This is a genomic window from Spirillospora sp. NPDC048824 (genome assembly GCF_043198455.1).
Classification (GTDB): Bacteria; Actinomycetota; Actinomycetes; order Streptosporangiales; family Streptosporangiaceae; genus Spirillospora.
Genome location: NZ_JBICUS010000032.1, coordinates 5,628 through 32,540, shown reverse-complemented (window position 1 = coordinate 32,540; position 26,913 = coordinate 5,628). Strand labels below are relative to the sequence as shown.

Below are 26,913 nucleotides of genomic sequence, written 5' to 3'. Positions count from 1 at the left end.
CTCAGTGCCAGCGAGCGAGTAGGGCGTCGGCTACGGCGCGCGCCTGGGAGGCGTCGAACTCGGCCGCGATGACGCGGTCGGGACGCACGAGAAGGAACGTGGTGCGATCAGAGGTGGCGATGGTGCCCTCCAGGTCGCAGTACTCGGCCATCTCGCCGTCCCGGGGAACGCGGTCGGGAGGCAGGACCCGGATCAGAACCGGGTTCAACGCCGTGAACGGCGTCGCCGCCGCAGGGATTCGGTCGTGCCGGTGAGCGCCGACGACCAGCAGGGCCCATCCGCGGCCGATCACGTCGTCGAGTCGGCGACGGCGACCGCGGCCGTCCAGCACGGTCGGCTGGGGAAGGGATCCGCCGACCCGGGCGGAGCCGTTGGGATCGGCGACGAAGCCGCCTTCCAATTTCGCCTGCTTGACCCATTTCATCGAGCCGAGCCACCGCTTGACCGGCGGTGCCACGCCGGCGATGCGGAACAGGACGTCCCTGAGCCATGCGCGGCGCGGATTCGTCGTCATGATCAGCTGCCCCATGCGGTGGGAGAGCCGGACCATCTCGGTGGCGTGCGGGCGGCGCTCTTCGTCGTAGGTGTCGAGCAGCGATTCAGCCGCTTCCCCTCGGACGACGGCGGCGAGCTTCCAAGCCAGGTTCCGCGCGTCGCGCAGGCCGGTGTTGAGGCCTTGCCCGGCGAACGGCGGCATCAGGTGAGCGGCATCCCCGGCCAGGAGGACCCTCCGGTCGCGCCAGCGCTCGGCGACCAGTTGGTGCGCCACGTAGACGGCGCTGCGGCGCACGTCCCGCGGCTCCAGGCACTCGCGGTAGGGCGCGACCAACTGCTGGAGGAACTCGTGCTCGAGCACCTTTTCCTTGTCCTCGCCGGGCAGCAGCATGAACTCATAGCGGCAACGGCCGGCCATGCCCGGAACGATCACCGCTGGACGTGCGGGCACGCAGTGGAACAGCGCCATCCGCTGGTCATGGGAGTCATTGGCCAAGTCGAGAACGATCCAGGGCTCCTGCTGAGAGGAGCCTCGCATCTCGATGCCCAGTTCGGCGCGGATCCTGCTACGGCCGCCGTCGCACCCGACGACATAGGCGGCACGGACGACTCGGGTCCCGCTCGGGCCGCTGACGGTGAGTTCGACGTGGTCGGCGCTCTGGGCGAGACGCTCCACGCGGCTCTCGAACGCGACGGTCACCTTGCTCCGGGCCTCGGCACCCTTCAGCAGCGCCTGCTGGAGCCCGGGCTGGTCGAAGAAGTTCTTCTGCGGGTACCCCAGCGGTGCCAGGCCGGGAGCCGCGACGACCAGCGGCTGCCCATGGACACCGAAGTAGCTGGAGCCGGCGTTCCACACCAGGTCCGGCTCGATCTCCGAGACAAGATCCATGGCCTGGAGCGTGCGCAGGGACTCATCGACGAGGCTGATCGCACGCGGCTCGTCGGCACAGCTCCGCTCCGCCTCCAAGACCAGGACACCGACGTCTTGGTCGGCCAGCAGATTGGCCAACGCCAGGCCGACCGGCCCGGCCCCGACGATGACGACCTCCGGTGGCGAGGCGGGCTCGGTTCCGGGCTGGCCGCCGCTGCCCGATCGTTCGCCAATCGGTCGGCCGCGGGTGTCCCCGGACACGTTCTCCCAGCTCAACGCAACCCCTTCCGTCCGATGGCCGCAAGCGTGTGACGATGATTACAGCAGCCGAGAGTTAATGCAAGAGTCGATTCTTACTTGACTAGTCGTTTCTCTGTGGCGCAGTCTGTGACCGCCGACACGTTCGTGCGGCCTGCGCACCCACATCCGAAGGACCGTCAAGTGAAGCTGCTGACCTACCGTGTGGACGGAGCCGTCCGATTCGGCGCCCTGCACGAGGACGCGATCATCGACGTCTCCACGCGCCTGCCGGAGACTCCGAGCATCCGGGCGGTGCTGGAGGCCGGCGCCCTCGAGCGGGTCGCCGAGGTGGTCGCGGGCGTCGCCGGACCCGACCGGCGGCTGTCCGACGTCGACCTGCTCCCGGTCGTCCCGGACCCCGGGAAGATCATCTGCGCGGGGGTGAACTACCGCGCACATCGTGATGAGACCGGGCGCAGCGAGGCACAGCACCCGACACTGTTCACCCGGTTCGCCGACACGCAGATCGCCGCCGGGGCCGACGCACTGCGCCCCACCGAGAGCGACCGCTTCGACTACGAGGGCGAGCTGGCGGTGGTGATCGGCAAGCGCGGCTCACACATCCCGGAGGCCGAGGCGATGTCGTTCGTCGCCGGCTATTCCTGCTACAACGATTTCACCGTGCGCGACTGGCAGCGGCACAGCTCCCAGTGGATCCCCGGCAAGAACTTCCCCGGAACCGGGGCGTTCGGCCCCTGCCTGATCACCGCGGACGAGATCGATGACGTCGCCTCGCTCAAGCTCGAAACCCGGGTCAACGGTGAGATCCGGCAGTCCGCCTCCGTCGCGGACCTCATCTTCTCGATCCCGTCCCTGATCTCCTATGTCTCCCGCTTTACGCCGCTGTCACCAGGTGACGTGCTGGTGACCGGCACGCCGGGCGGCGTCGGCATGTTCCGCGAGCCCCCGACGTTCCTGGAGCCCGGTGACGTCGTGGAGGTCGAGATCCACGGTGTGGGGCTGCTCCGCAACGTTGTGGCAAGTGCCTGATCATGGACAGGTTCGTCACCATCCTGGTCGCCGGCGCCGCCGTCGGCAGCCTGTACGCCCTGATGGCATTCGGTTACGCACTGGTGTTCAAGGCGTCGCACGGCATCAATCTGGCGGCGGGAGCCCTGGTCGTGCTGGGCGGCTACTGCGCCTACGAGCTCGGCGCCAACGGCCTCGGGTGGTCCTTCGGCCTCGCATCGCTTGCGACCGTCGCGATCACCTGCGCCGGTGGCTGGCTCGCCTACCGTGCGATCGCGCGCCCCCTGCTCGGTGCGTCGCCCGATGCCATCGTGGTCGCCACCATCGGCTTCGACCTGGCGCTGCGCGCTCTGCTGAGCAGCCACGAGAAGTGGACCCTGAACAGCCTTGAAGTCGGCTCCCCCTGGACTGAATCGGTCAAGGTCGCCGGGAACTCGGTCGCGCGTTCGGATCTGTGGATCATCGGCATCGCCGCCGTGATCCTCGCCGTTCTCGGTGCCGCGGTCGCGCGGACCCGCTTCGGGCTGAACATGCGCGCGTGCGCCGAAGATCCGGAGGCGGCTCAGGCCCAGGGCGTCTCCCTGCGCCGCAATCTGGCCGCCGTGTGGATCATCGCCGCCGGACTGGCCGCTGTCGTCGGTGTTCTTGTGGGGACGCACCCGCGCACCCTGGACCAGTCCAATTTCACCTGGGCCCTGCGCGCCCTGCCCGCCGTCGTGCTCGGCGGGATGGACTCATTGACAGGAGCGGTACTGGGAGGGCTGCTCGTCGGTTACGCCGAGGCCATCTCCAGCGCCTGGCAGCCCGAGGTGCTCGGGCAGGGCTACCAACTGGTCGTCCCCTACGTCCTGATGTTCTTGGTACTGCTCGTCCGCCCGCAGGGGCTGCTCGGCCGACGGGAGGTGTCGAGGGTATGAGCACCGATTCGCCCGGCACCGGACATCTCGCCGCTTCGCCATCCAGCGGGCGCACACCGGCCACAACACCGGCCACAACACCGGCCACAACACCGGCCACAGCACCGCGCGCCGGCCTATGGGCGAAGGCGCCGTCCAGCCTGCCGGGCCGCCTGCCGGAAAAGCCCGGGGTGCTGGCCGTCATCCTCGTTGCGATCGCGGTCCACGGGCCCGGCGACCTGATGTCGGTCGCGACGACGGCCGTCGTTTTCGGGATCGCGGCGATCGGACTGACGGTGCTCGCCGGTCCCGCCCGCATCGTGAACCTCGGTGCGTCGTGCTTCATCGGCACGGGGGCGTTCATGACCGCTTACCTCAACAACGTCGCCGAAACGAACTTTCTGATCTCGTTGTCGGCCGCCTGCGCGGTCTGCTTCGTCCTCGGCTGGGCGGTGGCGCCGATCGCCGCCCGGCTCGGCGGGGTCTACATCGCGATCATCACCGTCGGGCTGGCCTTCCTCGGCCAGCACGTGTTCCGCATCGCCACTTCGTGGACCGGAGGCACCTCGGGCGTCCTGCTCACCGACGTGCCCTTCTTCGGCATCAACCTGGCCGGACCGGCGCGAATCGGCGGGCTGGTCGTGGACCGGGCCCTGACCTACTTCGTGCTGTGCTCGATCGTCCTCATGATCACGGTGGTCGCGGCCACGCGACTACTGCGATCCCGTACCGGCAGGGCCCTGCACGTCGTCGGTTCCTCCAGCCTGACCGCTCGCAGTTTCGGTATCGACCCCGCCCGGTACCGGGGCACTGCGCTGGTCTTCTCCGCCGTCCTGTGCGGCTTGGCGGGCGGGCTTTGGGCCGGTCAGCAGTCGTTCGTCTCGTGGGAGCAGTTCGACCTGATGATGTGCGTCGACATGATCGCGGTCGTCGTCCTGGGCGGCCTCGGCTCGGTCTACGGCGCACTCGTCGGCGCAGCGATCCTCTTCACGCTGCCTGAACTGGTGGAAAAGCTCGCGCCTTACCTCCCGCTGGTGACCGACGGCGCCACCGGCGCCGGTCTGTCACCCGAGCAGTTCACCTCAGTCCTGTACGGCGCCGCCCTGATCGTCGTCATGGTCATCGAGCCGCGGGGGCTGGCGGCGCTCGTGACTCGCATCTCCGACCGCTCCCACCACGCGACAACCCGAAAGGAAACGGTCCGATGACACCGAACTCACGCTGGATGAGGCTGCTGGTTGCCTCCACGGGTCTGGTCACCCTCGCGGCCTGCGGCGGGGTCAACTCCGCCGGCAGCTCCTCCTCGAGCACGGACTCCGCGGCTTGCGGCCAGACCACGGGAATCACCGACAAGTCGATCGACCTCGGCATCCTCACCGACCTGTCCGGGCCGGTGGCCGCGGGCGGCGTGCCCTTCTCCCAGGGCGTCCAGGCGTTCTTCGACTACGCCAACCAGAAACTCGGCGGCGTGGACGGCAGGCAGGTGAAACTGGCGGTCAAGGACCACGCCTACGATCCGCAGAAGGCGGTTCAGGCCTACCGCGAGCTGTCCTCCAAGGTCGCCGGCATCCCGCTGAGCTTCGGTTCGGCGGCCACCAACGCGGTCGCCGCGCAGATCGCGACCGACTGCATGCCCCTGGTGGCCAACAACGCCAGCGAACTCGACCGCAAGGACGGAGTCTTCTACTCCGGCTCCACCTACGAGGACAACACGATCAACGGGATCGACTGGTACATCAACGACGCCGGCCACAAGAACCCGAAGGTCGCGCTCTTCTACCAGGCGGACTCCTATGGCCAGGGCGCCAAGTCCGCGCTGGAGTTCGCCGCGGGCAGGCTCGGCTTCAAGATCGTGACCGCGCAGTCCTACGCCGCTACCGACAAGTCCTTCTCCGGGCAGCTGTCCAGCATCAAGGCCGCCAAGCCCGACGTGGTCATCATGGCGAGCACCGTCGGCGCCACGTTCGGCTTCTTCGGCGAAGCCCAGTCGGCCGGCGCCGACTGGGATTGGCTCGGTCTCCAGCCGACGTTCGCGCCGGCCGTGTTCGGTCTGCCGATCTCGGACGCCTTCCAGAAGAAGGTCACCATCGCCTACGGTGGGCCGGTCACCGCGATCGGAGGCGAGCAGATCGACCTCGCTCGCGAGCAGCTCAAGAAGGACTTCCCCGACTCCGTCGACAACCCGCCGGCGCTGATCGGGTGGACGGCCGCCTACATCTTCTACAACGCGTTGACCAAGGCCGCCAAGGGGGGCCGCCTTAACCGCGGCGGTATCCGTGACGCGCTGGCCTCGCTGGAGGTCCCGTCCAAGGGCCTCGGACCGGACCTGTTGAAGTTCGACCCCGCTTCCAAGACCGCCGGCGTCCCCCACCACGCGGACACGATCGTGACCGTTGACAGGTCGACCAGGGGATTCCTCAAGGTGGTCAAGCCGTGGTTCACCTCCGGGCTCATCGACGACTACTACTCCAGCACCAAGCACTAGCGACCGAGCACGACCAGCACGCCGTCCCGGCCCGGTGCGTCCGCGGCAGGGACGTGCCGAGCAGATCCGTGACACAGATCCACCAGGACAGGAACCGAGCCGTGACAGCCGTGACCATGAACGTCTTGTCGGTGCAAGGCCTCACCGTGCGCTATGGCGCATCGATCCGAGCATTGGAGAATGTCTCGATCAAGGTCGAGGACGGTCAGGCCGTGGCCCTGCTGGGCGCCAACGGCGCCGGCAAGACCACACTGCTGCGTGGTGTGTCCGGCCTACTTCCCCACCACCGCGGCTCCGTCACGAGCGGAACCGTGGAGGTCTTCGGCGAGCCGCTGCCGCAGGGCAACCCCACCGCCGCGGTGGCCGTCGGCCTCACGCAGGTCATGGAAGGACGACGGCTGTTCCAGCGCATGACCGTCGAGGAGAACATCCTGCTCGGGGCGGCCAGCCTGCCGAGGCGGCGTGCGCGAGCCCGAGCAGAGGAGATGTTCGATCAGTTCCGTCTGCTGGCGGAGCGCCGCAACGAGGCCGCCGGCCTGCTGTCCGGCGGACAACAGCAGATCGTGGCGATCGCGCGGGCGCTCGTCAGCTCCCCGAAACTCCTCATCCTCGACGAACCCAGCCTCGGGCTGTCCCCGGTAGCGATCCTCGAAGTGCGCGAGGTCCTCGCCAAACTGGCGGCCGATGGACTGGCGATCATGATCGTCGAGCAGAACATCGAACTCGCACTCCAGCTCGCCGACTACGCCTACATCCTGCAGCGGGGACGCGTCATCTCCGAAGGCACACCCGCGGACCTGGGCGGCTCGGCGAGCATCCGCGATCTCTACCTCGGCAGCTCGCACGACGACATCACCACGTCCCGCGACCTGGCCGCCACCGGCACGTCGCCCGACCGGAAGGCCCTGCCATGGCTGCAATGACCGACACCCCCACTCAGCCGATCCTGCGCATCCGCGGCATCAGCCTGGCCTTCGGTGGCAACCAGGTGCTCAAGGACGTCACGTTCGACGCACCGACCGGCGAGATCCTGGCCTTGATCGGGCCGAACGGCGCGGGCAAGTCCTCCCTGCTCAACGTGCTCACCGGGGTCTACACCCCCGACGAGGGCAAGGTCGAGGTCCACACCGTCTCGGGGGAGTACCGGTCCCTGCTGGAGGTTCCGCAGCATCGGCTCGTCGAGTTCGGCGTCGCACGGACGTTCCAGAATCTCCAACTCGTCCCAGAGCTCACCGCACTCGACAACGTTCTCCTCGGATGCCATCAGCAGATGAAGTCCGGCGTGCTGTCCACGCTCGTCGCCACGCCCCGGTCGCGGCGGGAGGAACGGCATCATCGCCGAGTCTGCATGGAGACGCTCGACTACCTGGGGCTGGGGCCGATGGCCGGTCGTGAGGTGGGGAAACTCCCCTACGGAGTCAATAAGCGCGTGGAGCTCGCCCGGGCGCTCGTCGCCCGGCCGCGTCTGCTCCTGCTGGACGAACCAGCGGCCGGTCTCAACGATGAGGAGACCGAGGAAATGGCTACGGTCATGCGGCTGATCCGTGCCGAGGGCTCGTGCACCCAGGTGCTCGTCGAGCACGACATGAACATGGTCATGTCCACCGCTGACCGGCTGGTGGTCCTCAACTTCGGCCGGCTGCTCACCAACGGCTCACCGGACGAGGTCCGCAACCATCCCGAGGTCATGTCGGCTTATCTGGGAACCGCACTTGACCACTGACACTCGACGACGAACTGCGGGGCGGTCGCGGACGACACATCCGCGACCGCCCCGCAGACGATCGCACACCGTTGCGATCAGGTCCTGGACGCCTCCGCGACCTCGTGGCCGACCTCGAACGCCGCCGCGGTGCACGCCCTCACCTCATCGAGGGACCAGCCGTCGAGGAGCTCGACCAGGCGGAGCGTCTCGCCGACATCGAACACGGCGCGCTCGGTGATGACCCGGTCGACGACGCCCACACCGGTCAGCGGCAGAGTGCATGCGTCGACGATCTTGGAGTGGCCGTTGCGGTCGGTGTGCTCCATCGTGACCACGACGCGGCGGGCTCCGCTGACCAGGTCCATCGCGCCGCCCATGCCCTTGACCAGGCTGCCAGGCACCCACCAGTTCGCGAGGTCGCCCCGGGCGGAGACCTGCATGGCGCCGAGCACGGCGATGTCGATATGGCCGCCGCGGATGAGACTGAACGACAGGGCCGAGTCGAAGAAGCTCGCGCCGGGGACGACCGTGACGGTCTCCTTGCCGGCGTTGATCAGGTCCGGGTCGACCTCGCCACGGGTGGGGTATCTGCCAGTCCCCAGGATGCCGTTCTCGGAGTGGAGCATGACGTTGACGTCGGCCGGCAAGAGCCCGGGAATGAGGGTGGGGATGCCGATGCCGAGATTGACGCACTGTCCATCGCTCAGTTCGCGCACGGCGCGTCGGGCGATGACATCGCGGGGCCGGTCCGCGCGGTAGGGATGCTGCTCAGTGACGCTCATCGAGGACCTCCGTCGTCATCAGCTTGTCGATCCGATCGTTGGCCGGGACCCCGCCGAGCACCCGGGTGACGAACGCGCCGGGAAGGTGCACATCGTCCGGTGCCAGACGTCCCAACGCCACAACGGACTCCGCCTCCGCCACGGTCGTCGTCGCGGCCGTCGCCATCACCGGATTGAAGTTGCGTGCGGTGCCGCGAAAGCGAAGGTTCCCGGCCGCGTCGGCGGAGAAGCAGTGCACAAGAGCCAGATCGCAGTGCAGGGCGTGTTCGAGGACGTATCTTCGCCCGGAGAATTCGCGTTGCTCCCTGGCCTGGGTACGGGAGATCGGCTCGCCGTCACGAAAGCGCAGCGGCAGCCCTCCATCAGCGATCAGTGTCCCCGCACCGGTCGCGGTGTAGAACGCGGGAATTCCCGCACCCGCCGCGCGCAACCGCTCCACCAGTGTCCCCTGCGGGGTGAACTCGATCTCGAGCTCGCCGGCGAGCCACCGGTCGGCCAGGTCCTTGTTCTCTCCCGTGTAGGACATGGTCAGCCGCGCGATGCGGCCCTCCCGGAGCAGTTCGCCCAGCCCCCATCCGTCGCCCACGTTGTTCGTCACGACATGAAGCTCCCGGGCACCTGTGGCCAGAAGCGCATTGATGAGCGTGAGCGGTACGCCGGCGGGCCCGAACCCGCCGACGGCGACGACCGCGCCATCCCTGACCTCGCCGAGAGCCTCCAGCGGCTCGGAAACGATCTTCGACATCCAGGCCTCCGCCAGAATCGACTCTGATAATGATAGACGACTATAGTTGGCAAGGCCAGGAAGAATCGACTCTCGACGTGATTAGTGGACATCGGTGCGAGATTCGATAAGGTCGTGGCATGGCCCGCACGCATACTGCCGAGACCCTGGCGAGTCACGTCTACGACGAGCTCCGCCGCGCCATACTCAACGGCGTGTACGCGCCGGGCGAACGGCTGAAGCCCAGCGAATTGCGATTGACCTACGGGGTCAGCGTGAGCGTCATCCGCGAAGCGCTTTCACGTTTGGCGGAGCAGCGTCTCGTCCGGAGCCGACACAACCAGGGCTTCCACGTCGCCGAGCTCACCGAAGCCGGGTTGCGTGAGCTGACGAACCTTCGCGTGCTCAACGAGGGATACGCGCTGCGCGAGTCCATCGCCCGCGGGGACTTCGCCTGGGAATCACGTGTGCTGGCCGCCCACCATCTGCTGGTCAAGACACCGGCCAGGGCGCCCGACGACCCCGACCACACGACCGAGGAATGGGCGGTGGCCCATCGTGACTTCCACCGCGCCCTGATCTCCGCTTGCGAGATGCCGATGCTGCTGGAGATCTGCGATTCGCTGTTCGATGCGAGCGAGCTGTACCGGCGGCTGTCCGCTCCGCTGACCGAAGGCAGCAAGCGCGACGTGGCCTGCGAGCATCGCGAACTGTGCGAGGCCGCACTCGCGCGGGACGCCGACCTTGCCGTTCAGCGTTTGAGCGAGCACTTCAACCGGACGACCGAACTGCTCATCGGCAGGCTCGTCGTCTCCTGAAACCTGTACCGTCCGTAATTCTGTTGACGCTCTGAGCTGGGGATTTGACGCGGTGGTCGCGGCAGTAAACGCGACCACCGCGGGTGTTGTCCTCTCCGCTGTACCGGTTGGTTTCGGGGGCTTGTTCGTACTACTGGTGATGCTGGTCCGGCCTGATCTGCTCAGGACGTCGAGTTGCTGGGGCTCCGTCACGAGAACCGGGTGCTACACCGTCAGGTCGTAGGTCGCCCGTTCTGGGAGCTTGGCGACCGGCTCTGATTCGCGGCGTCGTCCCCAAGTGGTTCCGCGCCTGAGGCGATGCCGGGGCCGGTCCCGCGCCCGTGATCGGACTCGACCTTCCCGACGGCCGCCAAGACGTGCCACCCGATCCCGTACTCCCTGCCGGCCTTGAGATAGAGGCTCAAAGAGGCGGGTGGGATGTCGCTGACGGACCCGCCGGGAGCGGGCTGGCATGCCCCGGCCCCAGTCCCGCTCCCGAGCCCGGGAAGGACGGCGCCGAGCACGGCGGCCAGGCCGAGCAGCGCGGCCGCTGCCCCGATCACTAGCGGCATCGGTCGGTATCGGACTCGCACCGCCGCGCGGTGCCCCAGAAGGTGACCAGGTCGACGAGGCGATGCCTGCGGCCGGTGGCTCCGGCGAGTTGCCACACCTGGCCTGCTGGGCCGTCGGGTGAGGTGGCGGGCGTGTGGACGGCGGTGGCGACTGGGATCTCGGGTGTGCCGAGGAGGCGGCGGAGGTTGGCTTCGCGCCCCGTCTTCCGGGACGGCACGGACGGGCAGCCGCAAGGGTTCGGTAAGACGTCCGCGCATCCGGCACCAGGCCGGTGGCGGCTGCGCTGGCCCTGCGGAGGTGACGCGTTCCTGCGTAATCACGATTGCGTCCGAGATCGTCGGCACCCAGCACGACGCGGCGGCTGCGGCGATCGGGTCCGCCGAAACGGGATCGTGCGCCGGTCTACGGCGTACCCCCTACGGGGAACCGCGCGCATGGCTGCACCCACAACCCCACCACCCACCGCTGCCAGCTAACCATCCCGTCCCGCTTCACGATCGGATGACTACACGGAGGCATAGCGACACGCACCTACCGCGCTTGCCCCCGCTTTCGAGCCGATCAACGATCGTGCGGAGACGGCTTGTGGGCGTCCACGTCGGTGGGCGACAGGCTCGACAGCACGTGGCCTGCTCGCTCACCGATCGGGTGCCTCTATCGAATCCCGGTCAGTATCCAGCACGGCTCGTAGTTGCGGTCGCCTGCGTGCGGGAATCAGTTTAACAAAACTGCGGACTTGTAATATCACAGATACCTACAAGATTCCATCTTTATGCAATGCCTGCAATGATCAGAACCAAACACCGGCCTCTTCTTGCCCCTGTCCTGTTCAAGGATATCAGTCTCCCTTGCTATGACAACGCACGAGCCGTAAGGATTAATCGCCCACCCCGCAGGTAGGTCAGCGCGCAAGTGGCTGAATGCGCAAGCCCTCGCGAGACTCAATTCACCATGAGAGGTCACATTACGGAAAGAGATGACCTCGTGAAACTTCACGTGCTCAAAATTTGCGAAGCCCCTGAAATGCGAATGATCAAAGTAGGCGTCTCCATGAAACTCGGCACCCTCGAAGGTTGAGTTCATTTCGAAAAGAAGATCTTTAAAGATGGCGGTGTCTCTTAGGGTCAGACTGCGAAAAGATGCGCCCCCCTCGAATGTTGCATTAGTGAAATTAGCCATACCATCCACCTCGGATTTGCTGAAGATGCAGTCATCTTCGAAGGTGGAGCCCGAAAAATCGCAAGAATCAAACTTCGTGCCGACGATCGCGGTATAGCCGTTGAATGTGCAGCCGGAAAAGTCTGCCGAATGGTGGAACTCAAGGCCGCTGATATGGGTGTCTCCTAAAAATTCTGCGTTACGAAAAACCGAAACTCCAACACTCCCGGCCTGCCAATCGAGGTTGATCAACCGGGCCCCGGTCAGATCTATGTCGATATTCCCCCAGGCGCCCCCGTCAACGGGTTCGTTCTTGGCGTCCAGGCCGGTCAATCGACGAGTCAAGACAGCCTGGGCGAACTCCCGAGCTTCAACTACGCCAGCGTCATCTGGAGTGCGAAGGAGTCGGCATACATTGTCGATCACTAGTTGCTGCATGCTGGGATGATCGATTCCGATCTGCTCAAGGATCGCAAGCGAATTACACTGGACTGCCGGCTCGCTGCTGTGAAGGTTTGACGCCAGCTCATCGACATCACGATATGGAGTCGCGACCACCGGTGTGACGGGAGCGGACCGCTTCTGAAGTCTTTCCATATCCGAATCATTCGCCTTCACTGTCCGGGCGTTGCGGCGAATGAAAACGGAGTGCTCAGCATGAACGATCTTGCCTTTGCTGTCTTTCAAGTCCTTGCGAAGATAGTGGATGGGATCGCCTAGCTGGGGTGGGTCCACCACTATGACGAGAATATTCTTGCCATTTATTCTGATGTACTCGGGCGTCCACCTGACCTGCGGTCCAACGTACGGCCCAAGGCTCTGCTCCAACACGTTGTGATCGACTGTAGTGACACCGCGGACGTTCTCCGGTTCGACCCCGATGAGTAGGTAGGCGAAGCCGCCTGCTCGTCGCATGGCCAGGTAGGGATCACGGTTCGCGAAGCCTAGGATCGCCTTGACCAGATGAATGCGCGCCGACGGGCCGCTGAGGTCGTCCAGAGTCTTCTTCCACTCGATCCATATGCTCTCGTCATGTACGTTCGCATCAAGTACCGCCGCAGCCAGATCATGTAGTTGCGAGGGGGTGAAGAAGGGACTGGATGCGTAGATCGAAAGTGCCACGGACCCAGGATAGTGGGTTCCGCCAGGCTTCTCCGAGACAGTCGAAGTCGCGGACTGCGGTAGTGACCCTTCGTGATCGTGCGCCCACGAAACGGCGGGCGCCTCCACAAGTATGGGAGCCCCCACCCGTCTCCAGCGCAACCAGTGCTGTATCCAAGCAGTCGGGCATGACGTCGCTGGCGGTGCGCTCACCGTCCGACCGTCGAACTCGTCGCTGGCTTCGGGAAATACTCACCGGAAACAAGGCCCCTCGCACGGCGGGCCAATTCAGCTAGGTGCTACGCCCTGATCGAGCACCGCTGGCAGTTCCACGCGGCCAAGCATCCCGTCAACACGCTGGCCTGTCACCCTGCCATTGACAGCAGCTCAGACGGCCGCCACGACGTGGGTGATCCGCAGCTCGGGGCGGCTCTCGTCCGCCTGGATCTACCTTCCATTATGGATCTCCTTCGAAGAAGATATAGCACGTCCAAAAACATTCCGAACGCGACCACCACACCTCAAAGAGCACGGATCTGTGGTTCTCTTCGCCAAGCGGATCAGATGAGACTATTTTGATGGATGGGCCCTCTGCCAGAGCTTACGGCGAGGTCGAGGCCAGAGTGCCGAGTGCGGGTGGCTACGAATCGGCCCGGGGTGGGGATGAGCGAGAAGCAAGCTGGGGCGAAGGTGCCCAGACAGGTTGAGCATGTTCGGGCTGCGCTGCTGCGCAACTACGCCGGGCTGATCTATGAGGAGGATCTGCGCGGCTACGACGCAGCTGGCAGGGAGCAGCGCTTCCTATCCCGGGCGCTGTCGGCTGAGGCGCTGCGTATTGCGACCGGCTGCGACCAGGAAGCAGCCGGCCAAGGAGTCATCGACGGAGACCTGGACCAGGGAATCGATGCCGTTGCGGTGGGCGAAGGATCCGCCGAAGTCTGGCTGGTCCAGGCGAAATGGAGCGATGCGGGCACAGCCAAGCTGCCCAAGGGAGATGCGCTGGCGTTCGCGGATGGTGTTCGCTTGATTGACGGCAGGGACTTCGAGCCGTTCAACAAGCGGATGGAACCGTTCTTGCCCCGGCTCGACGCCGTAATGGGGGACGCCCGGCTCCGGATCAACCTCGTCGTGGCTGTCATGGGAGAGCCGGTGCTCTCCGAGGCCACGACAGCAGTCTTGGACCGCCTCCGTCAGGACGCCAACAACAAGGGGCCGCTGCTTCGCCACCGGGTGCTGGGCGTCGCCGACTTCCACCGAAAGTTGCGCCAAGATATCGCCCCCAATCCGGTGAATGTTACAGCTGTCATGCGGAACTGGCTGTATAAGCACACACCGTTCGAGGCATGGCAAGGCACCGTGACGGCCAGGGACATTGCTGCATGGCATGACGAGCACGGGGATGCCCTTTACGAGGAGAACGTGCGCAAGTCACTCGGACTGACCCGCATCAACTCCGGCATCAAAGAGACCCTCCTCGAGGAGCCAGAGAACTTCTGGTACTTCAACAACGGCATCACGGTGCTATGCGACCGTATCGAGGAACGCTATCTCGGCCGCCGCAGGGGGGACGAGCCTGTCGAACTGACCTTGCAGGGCGTCAGCGTCGTCAACGGCGCGCAGACAGTCGCGGCGATCCATGAGGCGTTCGAGATGAACCCGGACGTGGCCGAGGATGCTGAGGTCACCGTCCGCGTGTTCTCCCTGGGGGCGGAACGGGAGAGCTACGCGACCCGGATCACCGAGACCACTAATACGCAGAACGACGTGTCACAGCGGGATTTCATCGCCCTGGACCCCGTGCAGGCCGAGATCCGAGAGGACTTCCTGCTCTCGGGCCTGGGCAAGACCTACACGTACAAGCGCGGTGAGCCGGAGCTCGTAGTCACTTCCCCGGCGCACCAGACGCGTGCGCTTCGCGCTCGGCCACGACCACCGCCGCGAGCACATCGCGGTGCTTGGGCGTAGAAGCAGCGTTGTCACGGTCGAAGGGATGTGATCGGGTATCGGCGTGGACGTCGACCAGTTCTTCAGCTACGGGCCGCGCGCTCCATTCGAAGTCCAACATGTCTTCACTAACCGAGAAGCACAGATCAGGGCGTTTCAAGACCGGTTCGCCCAACTGGTCGAACGGTCCTGGACCGTGGACGAGCTGCTCGACTTCCAGCGGCCCGCGTCCAACCTCATCGCCGTGTGCGGCGAAGGCGGGATCGGCAAGTCCACGCTGGCCCGACATGTTGCGGATCTGGCAGTCTCCGGTGAGCTCGACGGCTTGCCTCGACGTGGCGCGCGCGCCGTGCTGGACTTCGCGGACCCTGCCAGTTCGAGCTTTGAGGCCGTCGTGCTGCGGGTGCGCGCCGCGCTCGCGCCACTTGCGAAGTCGTGGCCCGCGTTCGACGTGGCTCTGGCCCTCTACTGGCAGCGCAAGCATCCAGGCGAATCGCTGACGGCCTTCCTGCAGAAGGACAAGACGGCGGATTCCCTCGGTGTCGCCGACCAGGTCAGCAACGCCGTGGACCAGCTCCTCGGTGGCTTCGGCGCGCTGTCGGTGGCGTACCGGGCCCTGAACCTACTCGGCCGGACCGCTACGCAGAAGGCCCGATTGAAACGGCTGCGGGCGAGTCTGCCCGCGCTCGATCCGATCCTCACCGAGCAGGACCCGGACCGGATGCTGGGATACATGCCGGTGCTGCTGGCCGCCGACCTGGAACGAGCGCGCGACAAGCATCCGTCGCTGGCGCTGTGCGTGCTGGACACACTGGAGAACGTCCAGCGCCTGCCCGCCGAGCGCGGCGGCCTTGAGGACCTGGTGTCGCGGCTGGTGTACCTGATGCCGAACGTGGCGTTCGTCGCAGCCGGACGGCTCGCGCTGCGCTGGCACGACCCGGCCAGGGCTGTCGCGCTGACCTACGGTGGCGAACGCCGCTGGCCGGGCCTGGCCGACGCCGACCAGCTCGGCCTCGACGGGTTCGACCGGGCGTCAGCCGAGGCGTACCTGACGGCACGGCTCACGATTGACGGGACCCCGGCGATCGGGGAGGCGATCAGAGAGCGGATCATCGCGGGATCGGGTGGCTCGCCGCTCTACCTCGATCTGTCCGCCGGGCTGTTCGGACAGTTCCTCGCGCGAGGTGAAGCGCCGGACGCCGGCGCGTTCGGGCTCGGGTTCCCCGAGCTGGTGCTGCGGACGATGCGGGACCTGTCCGCGACCGACCGTGACCTGCTACGGGCCGCGGCGCTTCTGGAGGCGTTCGACGAGGACGTTCTGCACGGGATCCTGCCAGATCTCCGACGTCGGCAGATCGAACGATTCGTGCAACGCCCGTTCGTCCGGCGGGACGAGGCGGTGTGGCCGCCGTATCGGTTGCACGAGAACCTGCGCCGCAGCGTCATCGAATGCGACGCCGACACCGAAGACGGCTGGACACAGGGCGAAAGAACCCGGAACACCGAGCGGGCGATCGACCATCTGGCACGCGCGGCGCTGGCGGTCTGGGACGACGACGCCGACCATCCGCTTCCCTTGGGGGTACGCAGCAGGCGATGCGTAGCGGCGTTCCTGCTCGTCCTGCGCGCGGCGGATGAACACCGACTTGCACCGGAGTCCCTGGGCGATATCGCCTACAGCCTCACAGCGCTCGGGCACTGGCAGGTTCTCGCGTCCCTGCCGGAGCTGCCTGATTCACCCGAGTTGGCCCGGCTGACCGCGGTCGCCCGGCTGGCTGCTCGCGGAGACGTCAACGCCGAGGATCGTTACCGCGCGCTGCGTGACCTGATCGGTGAACCTGACGGCCCGTACGCCGACTACTACCGTCACGAGCTGGCGAGTCGCGCGCACGTCATCGGCCGAGTCGAGGACGCCGCCGAGCACCTGTCCGGCATCGGGCCCACCTCACTGATCGGCGCGAGCGGACGGCTCGGCCTGGCCGACAACGCCCTACGCCGGAGCGATTACAAGTCCGTGGCACGGCTGCTGGAGGGCGTATCGCAGACGGGCCCTGACCAGGTCCGGGCCGCCGACCTACTCGGCCACACCCACCTACAGAACGCCCAGTTCGCCGAAGCAGCCCAGTACTTCGAATCGACCCTCGAAGCCGCCCGCGCAGCCAATGCGCCGCTGTGGGAGGCGCGCGCGCTTCGCCATCTGCTGCTCGCGCTGATGTGGTACGACCCGGACCGAACGCTGTCACTGCTCGGCAGGGCACGTGACCTGAACCGCTCAGCTGGCGAACCGATCGGGCTCGCTCAGTGCGACATGGCCGAGGCGATGGCGCGGGCACTTCGCGGCGAACGTCAAGCGGCCTCCGAACTCCTAGGGAGGGCGGCACGCCTATTCGGTGAACTCGGAGCTACCCGTGAACTGCTGCCCGTCGAGGCGTTGCAAGTTCTGCTCGATGCGTCCGCCGACCGGATGGCGCAGGCCGCGCACACAGCACGGACCCTCGAGGAGGACTGCCTGCCCGTGTGGGCACCGGTAACCCGGGCGTGGGCCGAACTCGACGCCGACTTCAACACCGTCGAGTGGCTGGACGATCCAGGCTCCGCGCGGCATCGCTGGTCGGAAGCACTGACCCGGCTACGGACACCGACCTGCGGTCCCCTGGACACCGGTGATCGTCGCGCATTGATCGATACCGGCCGAGTGCCCGAAGCGCTCATCGAGGCCGCGGTCCGGGGCGCGCTGACCAGCTCGGCATACGACGGCCCACGTGACGTGACCACTGCGCAGGAGACCCTCGGTACCAACGGCGTCGTGCCCGGCGTCCGGACGGTCGTGAAAGTCGGCCGGCGGCTGCACGAACGGCTGGAGACCGTCCGCAACTTCGAGGCACTACGCGCCACAACAGGCATTCGAGGGCCGCGGCTACTGGACGCGGAAGCAGCCGGAGATGCGTGGTGGGCCGTCCTGGAGCGCCTCCCCGGCACGCCTACCGATCACCCGACCCCCGAACGCCAGCGGGAACTAGGTCACCAGCTTCGCCTCTGGCACTCTCAGCCCCCCGGTAACGGTTTGCGCCTGGACGATCCCGGCGCCGTGGGCGTGCTGCTGGGCTGGGCCAGGACCACCGCCCCGGACGCTTACCCGGCCATAGCCGAACATGTCGCCGCCGCCCGCCATGGGCTCCCCATGACCGCCATCCACGGCGACGTCGCGGTCTGCCACAACGCGCTGTTCGACGGCGAGGTCCTCACAGGACTACTCGACCCGGGGGCGACCGAGTCCGGACCACCGATGCTTGACCTCGCCTGGTCCTTGGCCGTCGACATGCCACGCGGCGCAGACCCCGGCCCCCTCATCGAGGGCTACGGCAGCGACGCCGTCGACCAGGACGCCCTGACCGCGCTGCTGCCCCTGATGATGCTGCGCCGCCTCATCGACACCCCAGTCCTAGGGCTCGCCGACAGCGACGGCGCTTGGATTACCCAGTGGCTATGCGACCACCGCCCCGACCTGCTCACGCTGGCCCGATGAGGCCGGCCCGCCGGGCACAGGCGTACGGAATGTAGTTGTCCAGCACGTTCGCAGGCACAGCAAGCCGCTCATGAAGGTCAGCCTCGTCGTCGCGCGCGTAGAAGCGGTTGAGACCATCAAAGAGCGCCAGCCTGTACCCGGCCCCAAGGACGTGCGGCTCCCACTCATGGTGACTCGGCCGGGTCGTCAGCGGAACGGTCGCCTCCACCACGATCACCCGCGGCCGCCACGCCCGTAGGTCGGCCGACCGCAACACCGCGGCCTCGACCCCCTCCACATCGACCTTCAGCAAGTCGAACCCCGGTTCCGCGTGCGGGCTGAGGATCGCCTCCAGGGTGACGACGTCAACGCCCAGTTCCTCATGGCGCCAACCGTCCGCGAGATGGCCTTTCAGGACATCCCTGCGCAGGGTGCTGAGACCGCCGCCGCCAGTCATTCCCGGCCCCGGGACGACCCGGAAGATAGTCGCAGCGCCCGCCTCATCTCCCACGGCAAGCCGCAGGTTCACATCGCCTGGTCGAGCCTGCTGAAGACGCGCGTGGCGCTCGGGCAACGGTTCTACGTTGATCCCTCGCCAGCCCAGATCGTCCACAAGGTTCTTGGTCAGCGAGCCACTGACGGGCTCCCCGGCGCCGACATCCACGAAGAACCCATTCCGGTGGCCAGCGAAGGCGCGTATCAGCACGACGTCCTCCGCGTTACCCGCATACGAGATCAGGTCATAACCGCCCACACACGCCAACCTACGGGCCTCCCGATGGTCCCCATCAAGATCGTCGAAGCACGCTGGAAGCCATCAACGACACGCGGCCTCGGGCGTCTACGTAGGTCATCAGTACGAGAAATCCCAAACCGTCGTGTTCAAGGCCCTGTTCCACATCGCTTCCGCATCACGGGCAAGCTCCTGGTCGCGGCGGCGAGCGGACGCCCAGTTGGACCGCCGCCGCCCAAAGCGCGACGGTCTCGGTGTCGTAGTCCGCTCGGACTTCGGTGACCATCCGCACCGCACGGTTGCGCAGTCCGCCCCCCGTGTCCGGGCTGGCTCGTCCGGTGCATGGCGTTTGGGCTGGTGAGGGTGGCGTGCCCGGCAGGATTCGAACCCGCGACCGGTGGATTAGAAGCGCAGGCCACAAAACCATAACCGGCTACAGGGCCGCCATCGCTTCTACTGACATCGGGCAAGGGGAGACAGACGCGTAGCTGTTGCTGCACTCTGAAGGGTGAGTATCCGAACCATTGGGGGCGGACGTCGCTCGGCTCAGCAGGAAGGCCTAGGCACGGATGTGAAGGGATACGGAAACGCACACCTCGTCTACCGGCTGCTGCTGGCGGTGGACATCCAGGGCTACAGCAAACGCGACACGCGCGAGCAACTGCTCGCTCAGCGGCAGATGTCGGAGGTGCTCGACACCGCGGCCCACGGCATCGGCCTGGACCACGGTGTCTGGGACAAGCAGGTAGGAGGCGATGGGGAGCTGGCCACGCTGCCCGAGGGGGTCGACCCCGCTCCGGTGGCCGGGGACTTCGTCATTGGACTCGCCGCCACGCTGCGCGAGGTCAACGGCACCACAGGGCGGGCCAGCGCACGGTTCCGGCTACGACTTCGCTTGGCGCTGCACCACGGCACGCTGACCACCGGGCCATTCGGCCCTGCCGGCGACGCGCCCATCGTGGTTCAGCGGCTGCTGGACGCCGCGCCGCTGCGCCGCCTGCTGGCCGACGACGCCGACCGTGATCTGGCCTATGTGATCTCGGACTCGCTGTTCGAGGACGTCGTGCAGACCGGGTTCTGCGCGCTGCCCCCCGCGGCGTTCCGAGCCATCAAGGTCACCGCCAAGGGCGCCGTCCTCGGCGGCCACATCCTCACCGGACGCGCCGAGCGGCGCGGTGGCGTGGAGCCGTCGCCCAGAGACGTTCAGGCCATCGACTTTCCCGCACTCGACCAGCGCGCGTTCGACGCGTTCCGACAGTGAGGTGGTTCAGTGCGTCTGGATCCACCAGATCAGCATGGTGACGGCGCCCGAGCCGATCGCCATGGCGGCGCCCCGGACGAAGAAGAAGGCAGCCGTGCGGGCGAGTCGGCGCCGCGTGTTCGTGTGCATGATGTCCTCCCTGGTAGTCGGGCTCTCGCTGTCCGGAGCCGGTGGACATCGTGCGCGAGCTCGCAAGCCGGGATCGAGAGAAAGCGGGACACCAGGACGCATCGGTGGCAGCGTCGCAGATGAGCAGCATGCCCGCATGGCCCGCAGCGGGCAGGGCGGGTAACGGGAGGGCACCGGCGGACATCACCGGAGGACAGCGTGGCCGAGGCGCGGAAGGGGCTCCTGGCTTTCCAGGAGGCGCTGCGTGCGCTGGAGATGCAGGCGGTAGCCGGACGCAAAGTGCAGGGGCTACCGCACTCTCGACGGGAGGCCGCGCGGGAGGCGCGCCAGTTCGCGGCTCAGATGGATGACCGTCGGATCGGTGAGTGGCTACGTCGAGGCAACGGACGCGCACCACGCGACCCCGACCAGGTGTGGGCACTGGTGCAGGTCTGGTCCCGGTGGGCGGCCAAGATTCCGGGGCCACGAGAGCGCCGTTACTGGAACCAACTGGTCGAAGAGGCGCAGGCGCACGTTCCACAAAGACCTGACGGGATCGGTCGCCCGATCTCTGAGTGGGCGGATCCGCACACCTTAGAGGTACATCCAGCGATCGAGAATCCATACGACGGGATGCCGGCCCTGCCCGCCTACGTCCGACGCGGGCACGATGCGGCGCTAGAGCGGTTCGTCCAACGCGCTATAGACGCAAGCGCGATCACCGTCCTGGTCGGAGAGGCTGCAACGGGCAAGACCCGTGCTTGCTGGGAGGCTCTGAGCTGCTTGCCATCGGATTGGCGCTTGTGGCACCCGATCGCCCCTAGCAGGCCTCAGGCGTTACTCAAGGGCATCCCCCTGATCGGGCCACGCACGGTGGTGTGGTTGAACGACATGCAGCATTACCTGTTGACCCCAGGCGAGGACCTCGGCGAGCAGGTCGCGGCGGAACTGCGCGTCCTGCTGCGCGCCCCGGAGCGGGGACCGGTGTTGGTGCTGGGGACGATCTGGCCGCGGTACTGGACCACGCTGACCGGCTACACCTCGCCTCATGAGGACCCGCACGCGCAAGCGCGGGCGCTGCTCACCGGCACCGAACTGCCGATCCCGACCCTCTTCTCTCGGCCGGATCTAGATCGTGCCCGGTTGGTCGCCCAAAGCGATCCGCGCCTGGCCGAGGCGGTGGACCTCGCCGAGGACGGTCACCTTACTCAATACCTGGCGGGGGGACCGGCATTACAGGCGATCTACCGCACCGCATCCCCCCCGGCGCGGGCTCTGATGGACATCGCGATCGACGCACGGCGTCTAGGGCACAGCCCCCTGCTGCCCCGGCCTCTTCTCATCGACGCCGCACCCGGCTACCTGACCCGACCTCAGCGGGAGATGCTAGACCAAAACTGGTTGGATCAGGCGTTCACCTACGTCGCCGACCATCGCCCCTGCCGAGGCGCCCGCGCGCCTCTCACCTCTATCCCCCACACAGCAACCGAAGAGCACCGCACCGCGCACTTCCGGCTCGCCGACTACCTAGAGCAGTATGGCCAGGCCCAGCGCCGTACGTTCACCGCCCCCAAGACTCTCTGGGACGCGCTGTTGACCCACGCACGCGGTTCCGACCTGGTCAGGCTGGGCAGACAGGCGCAACAGCGCGGCCTGTACCAGTACGCGCTGCGCTTCTACGCGGCCGCGTTCGAGAGCGATCCCACCGCTACCGACGCCATGCTCTGGGCAGGGGACCTATACAGCACTGCCGGACGCCTCGAAGAGGCGGTGACTTGCTACCGCTGCGCCGCAGAAGGTGGCGACGTGTACGCATGGACGAAGGCAGCTGAGACGTTACGCACAGCAGGACAGATCAACGAAGCACTCACCTGGTATGAGCGCGCCGCCGCCGACGGCTCTCGGGACGCGTTGACCCAGGCCGCTGACATGCTCCTGGAGGATGGCCGCCACGCCGACGCCAAGGCGTTGCTGCACCGCGCCGCGCGTTCGGGAGTCGCGGAGGCGTCCAGGATTCTAGGCGAGACGATGTTGCGCGATGGGAGGGTCGATGAGGCGGTCCGCCATCTCCAGGAGGCAGCTGAGGCAGGTGACACGATCTCGCTCATTCGGGTGGTCGGGCTCATGCGAGAGGACGGCTCGGCCGGCGAAGCGATCAGATGGCTCCAAGACCGACAACCCGGGGGCCCCGACCATGCGACGGCGATGATCGCAGATCTGCGGTGGCACTCCGGCGATCCGGAAGAAGCGATCAACCTCATCCTGCCCTTGTGCGCCGACAATCCCGTCCGGATGAGGACTGCGGCCAAGTGGCTGGCATCTGCAGCCCGCACGGATGAGGCGATCGATCTCTACGGTCGTGCCGCCGAGCATGACGACATCGGGGCCCTGCGGGAGGCTGTCTCGCTGCTGAGCGACCGCTCCGGCACGGGCGAGGCGATCACATGGCTGCTAGAACGAGCCAGCAACGGAAACCTGGCAGCCCTGGAGCAAGCGGTCGTGCTGGCGTTGCAGGTGCCGCAGACCGACCAGGTGCTGAGTTGGCTTCGTACCCGAGTCGACTCCGGTGACGCCGAGGCGTTGGGGCGACTTGCCCGTGTTCTCCACGGCGCCGGCCGCACACACGAGGCGATCCAGGCATATCAGGACTTCCGTGGCGACGTCGGCACCGCAGGTCTACGGCACCAGGCTGACCTACTCTGGCGAGCAGGCTGGATCGACCAGGCCATCAGCTGCTACAAGGCCGCCGCCGAAAACGGTGACACCCAAGCACTGGGTCGGGGCGCAGAGCTCCTCCGCGATACCGGACGAGCACATGAGGCTATCGAGTGGCTGCGTTCTCGCGTCGCCGCGGGCGATGGCGAGGTGGCCCTGCGGTGGAGTATCGATCTGATGCTACAAACTGACCAGGCCGTCGAAACGATCCACTGGCTTCAGTCCCGAGTGGAAGAGGGCGACTCCGATGCCCTGATCTGGACGGCGAATCTGCTGCGCGACACCGAGCGCGTTGACGAAGCGCTCGCCTACTATCTGCGGGCGGCAGAGGCCGGAGTGACGCCACCCGGCTCCGACGACTCGGGCGCCCTCGCCCTCGCGGCCATGCTCCTCAACAAGACTGGTCGGCGCGATGATGCTGCTCGGATCATCCGATACGGCATAGAACCAGGAGGCGAGGCCGCCCAACCTGCCCCGCTCCGGCCTCAAGATCATCAGGTGCGGACAGCATCTCTCGGGCGACCGACGCGATCATCGACTGAAGCTTAAGTCCGCGTTGTACAGGTCCATTTGACCGAGATCTAAGGGGGACTAACTCCTCCTCGCTCCAGAAGTCCTGTCGTACCGAGGCTATCGGCCAGCCTGCTGTCCCCGCGGAGACAACCCGTTGAGGCGCCCACAGTTGTCGCTAATGCCGATACATATAGGAGAAACGTGATCCCGGAAAGAAGAATGAATCGCAGGTGAAGGCTCTGCATGACCTTCGAGCTAAACAAGCTGGCATGGACGTTGCAATATCGACCGTGTTGATCCGGCGCATGAGGGTTGGGGTGGCTTGACAAATGAATAGGAGATGCCCCTTGATGGGGGTCGGTACGCCGCGTTAGTTCGCCGCTAATAGGAACGCGGGGACGGGGCGGCCGGTCAGGAGGATTCAAGGAATGTCGAGATTCAACCTCGAACCCGCGGCCTCGGTAATGGGCGCGTCGATGTCCTGGCGTCGCGTCTTTCCGGGGCGGACAGATCAGATTCCGCTGGCGCGGCAGTTCGCGATGTTCCTGTTCGCGGAGACCTCGATCGCTTCGGACGTAGGATTCGTGGTGACCGAACTCGCGTCGAACGCCGTGCGTCACACTCGGTCGGGCCAGCACGGGGGGCGGTTCACCGTCGAGCTGGTGCTCGGTGGCCTGGCGTATGTGGGCGTCAGCGACCTTGGCGGCGGCGGATACCCCACGGTGAGGCACGACCCGCTCGACGGTCCGGTCGAGAATGAGGGCGGGCGGGGCCTGCGTGCAGTCTCGCGACTGGCCGCGATGATGGGTGTTCACGGAAGCCCGATCGAGGGCCACACCGTCTGGGCGGACCTGCTCTGCGTCGAGAAGCCGTACGAGGACCCGCCACTGGTCACGCCGGTCAGCCCGGCCGCATAGGGCGGGACCAGCCTGTCCTTACCAGGCTGGTCCCTGCTTCCAGGCTAGGGCCAAGCTCAGGTCCCGTCAGCGCCTTCGTCAGGTGCGGGCGGGACCTTTGCTCGTTCACGAGGCCGGGGTGGGTGAGGCGACCGGGGGCGGGAACGGGGGAGTAACCGGGGGGTTGGCTATGAGCGCCCCCTCCTCGTATCGGCGTCGACGCAGGTCACCGCCTATAACGGGTGGGGCGGCGGTACGCCCGGATATCCCCGAAGGGGAATCTACATAGGGGCGCGGCGGCGACGTCGACATAAATCTTCCTCCGGCTTCCTATATGCAAGTGCCTCCTCTCTATTTCTCACCTACCACTAAGACGGCATATTCGTCGGCGGCATTGGGGGTTGTCTGGAAGGGTGGCGAAAAGGTGCACCCGGTGACGGCCTCCCGAGTCTGCGTCGCCGACGCGCCGAGGTCGGAACGCGCGAGTCCCGGCAATGGCAGATCGAAGGTTGCGGACGCCGACCCAGGTCGGCCTGATCATCAAATTTTTGTTTACTGAGGTAAGCCTCTCCATCCGTTCGGGTGACGAAATTCGTCGGCGCTCCGTGTTGCATTCGTCGCGACGTCGAGAAATGGTCGTGATGGCGGACGAAGCCGGGCGGGAAAGTCCCGCCGAATCGGCCGCCATTCGGGAGGAAGAAACAATGGCGAACACCAACACCACCGCGAACGCTGACACGGCCACCACCGCCCCGGCGGACGGCGCGGCGAACGGACGTCCGGACGGGGCGGCTGGGGCCGTGTGGGACGCGCTGAGCGCCGTGCCGGAAGGTGCGACCGTGACGGCGCTTGCCAAGGCGTCCGGCACCAGCCGCGCGACGGTGACCAAGGCCCTGACGGCGTTCGCGGACGCCGGACACGCCGTCCGGTCGGCCGGTGAGGGCACCGGGCGGGGCCGCACCCCGGACGTGTGGGCCCTGGTCGTTCCCACGGCCACCACCGGGGCCGGTGACGTCGCCCCGGCCACCCCGGCGGGCGACGAGGCCACCGTCACCACGACGGCGCAGGACGCCCCCACCGGAACGGGTGTGATCTCACAGGACACCCTCGCGACCGCCATGCAGATTCTGTCGGACGAGGCGGACCGGCGGGCGGCGGCGGCCGAGTCCCTGCGCAAGGCGCAGGAAGAGGAGGCCGAACGACGCGCACGGGTCGACGCCGACCTGCGCAAGGCCGAGCAGCGCGAAGCCGCGCGCGTGATCCTGACCGACCTACTGAGCACGGTCACCACAACCCTCGCCGCGATCGCGGCGGACGACGACGAGCAGGTCACGCGTGGCATGGAAGACATCACGCGCTACGCCGGTAGCGTCCGCCGCACCAACCGCGCCACCACTGGCACCCGGACCGGAACGGGTCCCCGCGCGCCGCGCACTACCGGCGACCGCGCCGCACCGTCGCCCCTGCGGCCACTCATCACCGCGCACCTGAACGCCTACCCGGAGAAGGAATTCACGCCCGGCGAGATCGCCAAGGTCCTGGACCGCTCGTCCGGGGCCGTCGCCAACGCCCTCGACACCCTCGCCGGACAGGGCGAGGCGGTCCTGACCTGTGAGCGCCCCCGCCGGTTCCGCGCGGCCAGCCCGGCCACCGACGGAGTGGCCACCGGTAGCGGCGAGGGGGACAGCACGAACGCCGCGTGACCCATAGGCGGGGCGGACGGGTAGCAGCCCGTCCGCCCCGTCATGACCCGGGGTCTCACGACCCCACCCACGCAATGAGTTGTCATGACGAAGGAGACGCTACATGTACGGTGACGCGACCGGTACGACCTCGCACGACACAGACCACGACCCCCACGACCAGGTGTTCGTCCTACTCGGGTGGGCATGGGACGTCGCGGTCGCCGCGCGAGCGGCCACCCGCCACCCGGTGAAACGCGCGAACGTGTCAGACATCTGCGCCCTCGGCGCGCTCATCCGCATCGACCACGATCACGCGGAAACGGTGGACCTTTCCCACCCGCTGCTGGCCGTGCCACTTCCCGAGGTACGGGCACCCATCGTGATCGACGGATGGCACCGGATCCACAAGGCCCGCCAGACGGGCGTCACCGAACTGCCCATCATCTTCCTGAACGCCGACGACGAGCGCGCCTGCCGCCTCATGGGCGGCGGCATAGAACGCCGCAGGTAGACGACGGGGGACAGCACACAGCGCCACGCGCGATAAGGGGCCCGGGTAGGCGGAACGCCACCCGGGCCCCGTGCGCGCCGCCGGGCGTGCGGCCCCGTGCGCGCCGCCGGGCGTGCGGCCCCGTGCGCGCCGCCGGGCGTGCGGCCCCGTGCGCGCCGCCGGGCGTGCGGCCCCGTGCGCGCCGCC

At 66.9% G+C, this 26,913-nt stretch carries 20 protein-coding genes; 14 read left to right on the top strand and 6 right to left on the bottom strand.

All coding sequences use genetic code 11. The annotated features are described in order from the left end of the window. Window position 1: 1 nt before the first annotated feature. Entirely contained in the window at window positions 2–1,627 is a 1,626-nt protein-coding gene (locus ACGFIS_RS35765) for a bifunctional 3-(3-hydroxy-phenyl)propionate/3-hydroxycinnamic acid hydroxylase (RefSeq protein WP_392973847.1), read from the bottom strand. A gap of 180 nt (window positions 1,628–1,807) precedes the next feature. On the opposite strand from ACGFIS_RS35765, the gene ACGFIS_RS35760 reads away from it, so the two are divergent. From ACGFIS_RS35760 to ACGFIS_RS35735, 6 genes are all read left to right on the top strand, one after another. Continuing rightward, entirely contained in the window at window positions 1,808–2,656 is an 849-nt protein-coding gene (locus ACGFIS_RS35760) for a fumarylacetoacetate hydrolase family protein (protein ID WP_392973843.1), read from the top strand. A 2-nt stretch (window positions 2,657–2,658) separates the two neighbouring features. Beyond that, entirely contained in the window at window positions 2,659–3,552 is an 894-nt protein-coding gene (locus ACGFIS_RS35755; protein ID WP_392909971.1) for a branched-chain amino acid ABC transporter permease, read from the top strand. Beyond that, window positions 3,549–4,739, top strand: coding sequence for a branched-chain amino acid ABC transporter permease (locus ACGFIS_RS35750; RefSeq protein ID WP_392973842.1), 1,191 nt, complete (start codon window positions 3,549–3,551; stop codon window positions 4,737–4,739). Before ACGFIS_RS35755 ends, ACGFIS_RS35750 begins: the two co-directional genes overlap by 4 nt. Beyond that, entirely contained in the window at window positions 4,736–6,016 is a 1,281-nt protein-coding gene (locus tag ACGFIS_RS35745; protein WP_392909975.1) for an ABC transporter substrate-binding protein, read from the top strand. The genes ACGFIS_RS35750 and ACGFIS_RS35745 overlap by 4 nt, the downstream gene beginning before the upstream one ends. Before the next feature lie 101 nt (window positions 6,017–6,117). After that, window positions 6,118–6,939 carry an ABC transporter ATP-binding protein gene (locus tag ACGFIS_RS35740; protein ID WP_392973841.1) on the top strand — a complete coding sequence of 274 codons (822 nt, stop codon included), beginning with the start codon at window positions 6,118–6,120 and terminating at the stop codon, window positions 6,937–6,939. Beyond that, entirely contained in the window at window positions 6,936–7,739 is an 804-nt protein-coding gene (locus tag ACGFIS_RS35735; protein WP_392973840.1) for an ABC transporter ATP-binding protein, read from the top strand. Before ACGFIS_RS35740 ends, ACGFIS_RS35735 begins: the two co-directional genes overlap by 4 nt. 77 nt (window positions 7,740–7,816) lie before the next feature. Here ACGFIS_RS35735 and ACGFIS_RS35730 read toward each other — a convergent pair whose 3' ends face one another. Both ACGFIS_RS35730 and ACGFIS_RS35725 read right to left on the bottom strand, forming a co-directional pair. After that, complete coding sequence (locus ACGFIS_RS35730; protein WP_392909981.1) at window positions 7,817–8,503, bottom strand: 3-oxoacid CoA-transferase subunit B; 687 nt, start codon at window positions 8,501–8,503, stop codon at window positions 7,817–7,819. Continuing rightward, complete coding sequence (locus ACGFIS_RS35725) at window positions 8,490–9,248, bottom strand: CoA transferase subunit A (protein WP_392909983.1); 759 nt, start codon at window positions 9,246–9,248, stop codon at window positions 8,490–8,492. The genes ACGFIS_RS35730 and ACGFIS_RS35725 overlap by 14 nt, the downstream gene beginning before the upstream one ends. Before the next feature lie 119 nt (window positions 9,249–9,367). Here ACGFIS_RS35725 and ACGFIS_RS35720 point away from each other — a divergent pair, with 119 nt between their 5' ends. Further along, entirely contained in the window at window positions 9,368–10,045 is a 678-nt protein-coding gene (locus tag ACGFIS_RS35720; protein ID WP_392909985.1) for a GntR family transcriptional regulator, read from the top strand. Window positions 10,046–11,341: 1,296 nt separating this feature from the next. On the opposite strand, the gene ACGFIS_RS35715 is transcribed toward ACGFIS_RS35720, so the two are convergent. Beyond that, a complete protein-coding gene (locus ACGFIS_RS35715; RefSeq protein ID WP_392973839.1) occupies window positions 11,342–12,877 on the bottom strand; it encodes a pentapeptide repeat-containing protein in 1,536 nt (511 codons plus the stop codon). Between the two features lie 642 nt (window positions 12,878–13,519). Here ACGFIS_RS35715 and ACGFIS_RS35710 point away from each other — a divergent pair. Together ACGFIS_RS35710 and ACGFIS_RS35705 are read left to right on the top strand one after the other, a co-directional pair. Next, entirely contained in the window at window positions 13,520–14,821 is a 1,302-nt protein-coding gene (locus ACGFIS_RS35710; RefSeq protein WP_392973838.1) for an AIPR family protein, read from the top strand. A gap of 43 nt (window positions 14,822–14,864) precedes the next feature. Next, the gene (locus ACGFIS_RS35705; protein ID WP_392973837.1) at window positions 14,865–18,326 is read left to right on the top strand and encodes a hypothetical protein; all 3,462 of its coding nucleotides are present in this window, start codon (window positions 14,865–14,867) and stop codon (window positions 18,324–18,326) included. Here ACGFIS_RS35705 and ACGFIS_RS35700 read toward each other — a convergent pair. Continuing rightward, a complete protein-coding gene (locus tag ACGFIS_RS35700) occupies window positions 18,310–19,059 on the bottom strand; it encodes an FkbM family methyltransferase (protein WP_392973836.1) in 750 nt (249 codons plus the stop codon). The two genes, ACGFIS_RS35705 and ACGFIS_RS35700, sit on opposite strands and share 17 nt — an antisense overlap. A gap of 550 nt (window positions 19,060–19,609) precedes the next feature. On the opposite strand from ACGFIS_RS35700, the gene ACGFIS_RS35695 reads away from it, so the two are divergent. Continuing rightward, on the top strand, window positions 19,610–20,299 hold the full coding sequence (locus tag ACGFIS_RS35695; RefSeq protein ID WP_392973835.1) for a hypothetical protein: 690 nt from the start codon (window positions 19,610–19,612) through the stop codon (window positions 20,297–20,299). 6 nt (window positions 20,300–20,305) lie between these two features. On the opposite strand, the gene ACGFIS_RS35690 is transcribed toward ACGFIS_RS35695, so the two are convergent. After that, entirely contained in the window at window positions 20,306–20,428 is a 123-nt protein-coding gene (locus tag ACGFIS_RS35690; protein WP_392973834.1) for a hypothetical protein, read from the bottom strand. Window positions 20,429–20,626: 198 nt separating this feature from the next. On the opposite strand from ACGFIS_RS35690, the gene ACGFIS_RS35685 reads away from it, so the two are divergent. The 4 genes from ACGFIS_RS35685 (at window position 20,627) to ACGFIS_RS35670 (ending at window position 26,727) form a co-directional block, all read left to right on the top strand. After that, window positions 20,627–23,671, top strand: coding sequence for a tetratricopeptide repeat protein (locus tag ACGFIS_RS35685; RefSeq protein ID WP_392973833.1), 3,045 nt, complete (start codon window positions 20,627–20,629; stop codon window positions 23,669–23,671). Window positions 23,672–24,063: 392 nt separating this feature from the next. Beyond that, the gene (locus ACGFIS_RS35680; RefSeq protein WP_392973832.1) at window positions 24,064–24,552 is read left to right on the top strand and encodes an ATP-binding protein; all 489 of its coding nucleotides are present in this window, start codon (window positions 24,064–24,066) and stop codon (window positions 24,550–24,552) included. A gap of 683 nt (window positions 24,553–25,235) precedes the next feature. Next, the gene (locus ACGFIS_RS35675; RefSeq protein ID WP_392973831.1) at window positions 25,236–26,234 is read left to right on the top strand and encodes a hypothetical protein; all 999 of its coding nucleotides are present in this window, start codon (window positions 25,236–25,238) and stop codon (window positions 26,232–26,234) included. Between the two features lie 103 nt (window positions 26,235–26,337). After that, on the top strand, window positions 26,338–26,727 hold the full coding sequence (locus ACGFIS_RS35670) for a hypothetical protein (protein ID WP_392973830.1): 390 nt from the start codon (window positions 26,338–26,340) through the stop codon (window positions 26,725–26,727). The last annotated feature ends 186 nt before the right edge of the window (window positions 26,728–26,913 follow it).

Bases quoted from the DNA above. Each gene is read 5' to 3' on its own strand.
- ACGFIS_RS35755 (WP_392909971.1), top strand. From the start codon at position 2,659: ATGGACAGGTTCGTCACCATCCTGGTCGCCGGCGCCGCCGTCGGCAGC.
- ACGFIS_RS35680 (WP_392973832.1), top strand. From the start codon at position 24,064: ATGTCGAGATTCAACCTCGAACCCGCGGCCTCGGTAATGGGCGCGTCG.
- ACGFIS_RS35710 (WP_392973838.1), top strand. From the start codon at position 13,520: ATGAGCGAGAAGCAAGCTGGGGCGAAGGTGCCCAGACAGGTTGAGCAT.
- ACGFIS_RS35735 (WP_392973840.1), top strand. From the start codon at position 6,936: ATGACCGACACCCCCACTCAGCCGATCCTGCGCATCCGCGGCATCAGC.
- ACGFIS_RS35725 (WP_392909983.1), bottom strand. From the start codon at position 9,248: ATGTCGAAGATCGTTTCCGAGCCGCTGGAGGCTCTCGGCGAGGTCAGG.
- ACGFIS_RS35690 (WP_392973834.1), bottom strand. From the start codon at position 20,428: ATGCACACGAACACGCGGCGCCGACTCGCCCGCACGGCTGCCTTCTTC.
- ACGFIS_RS35730 (WP_392909981.1), bottom strand. From the start codon at position 8,503: ATGAGCGTCACTGAGCAGCATCCCTACCGCGCGGACCGGCCCCGCGAT.
- ACGFIS_RS35670 (WP_392973830.1), top strand. From the start codon at position 26,338: ATGTACGGTGACGCGACCGGTACGACCTCGCACGACACAGACCACGAC.
- ACGFIS_RS35750 (WP_392973842.1), top strand. From the start codon at position 3,549: ATGAGCACCGATTCGCCCGGCACCGGACATCTCGCCGCTTCGCCATCC.
- ACGFIS_RS35720 (WP_392909985.1), top strand. From the start codon at position 9,368: ATGGCCCGCACGCATACTGCCGAGACCCTGGCGAGTCACGTCTACGAC.
- ACGFIS_RS35675 (WP_392973831.1), top strand. From the start codon at position 25,236: ATGGCGAACACCAACACCACCGCGAACGCTGACACGGCCACCACCGCC.
- ACGFIS_RS35745 (WP_392909975.1), top strand. From the start codon at position 4,736: ATGACACCGAACTCACGCTGGATGAGGCTGCTGGTTGCCTCCACGGGT.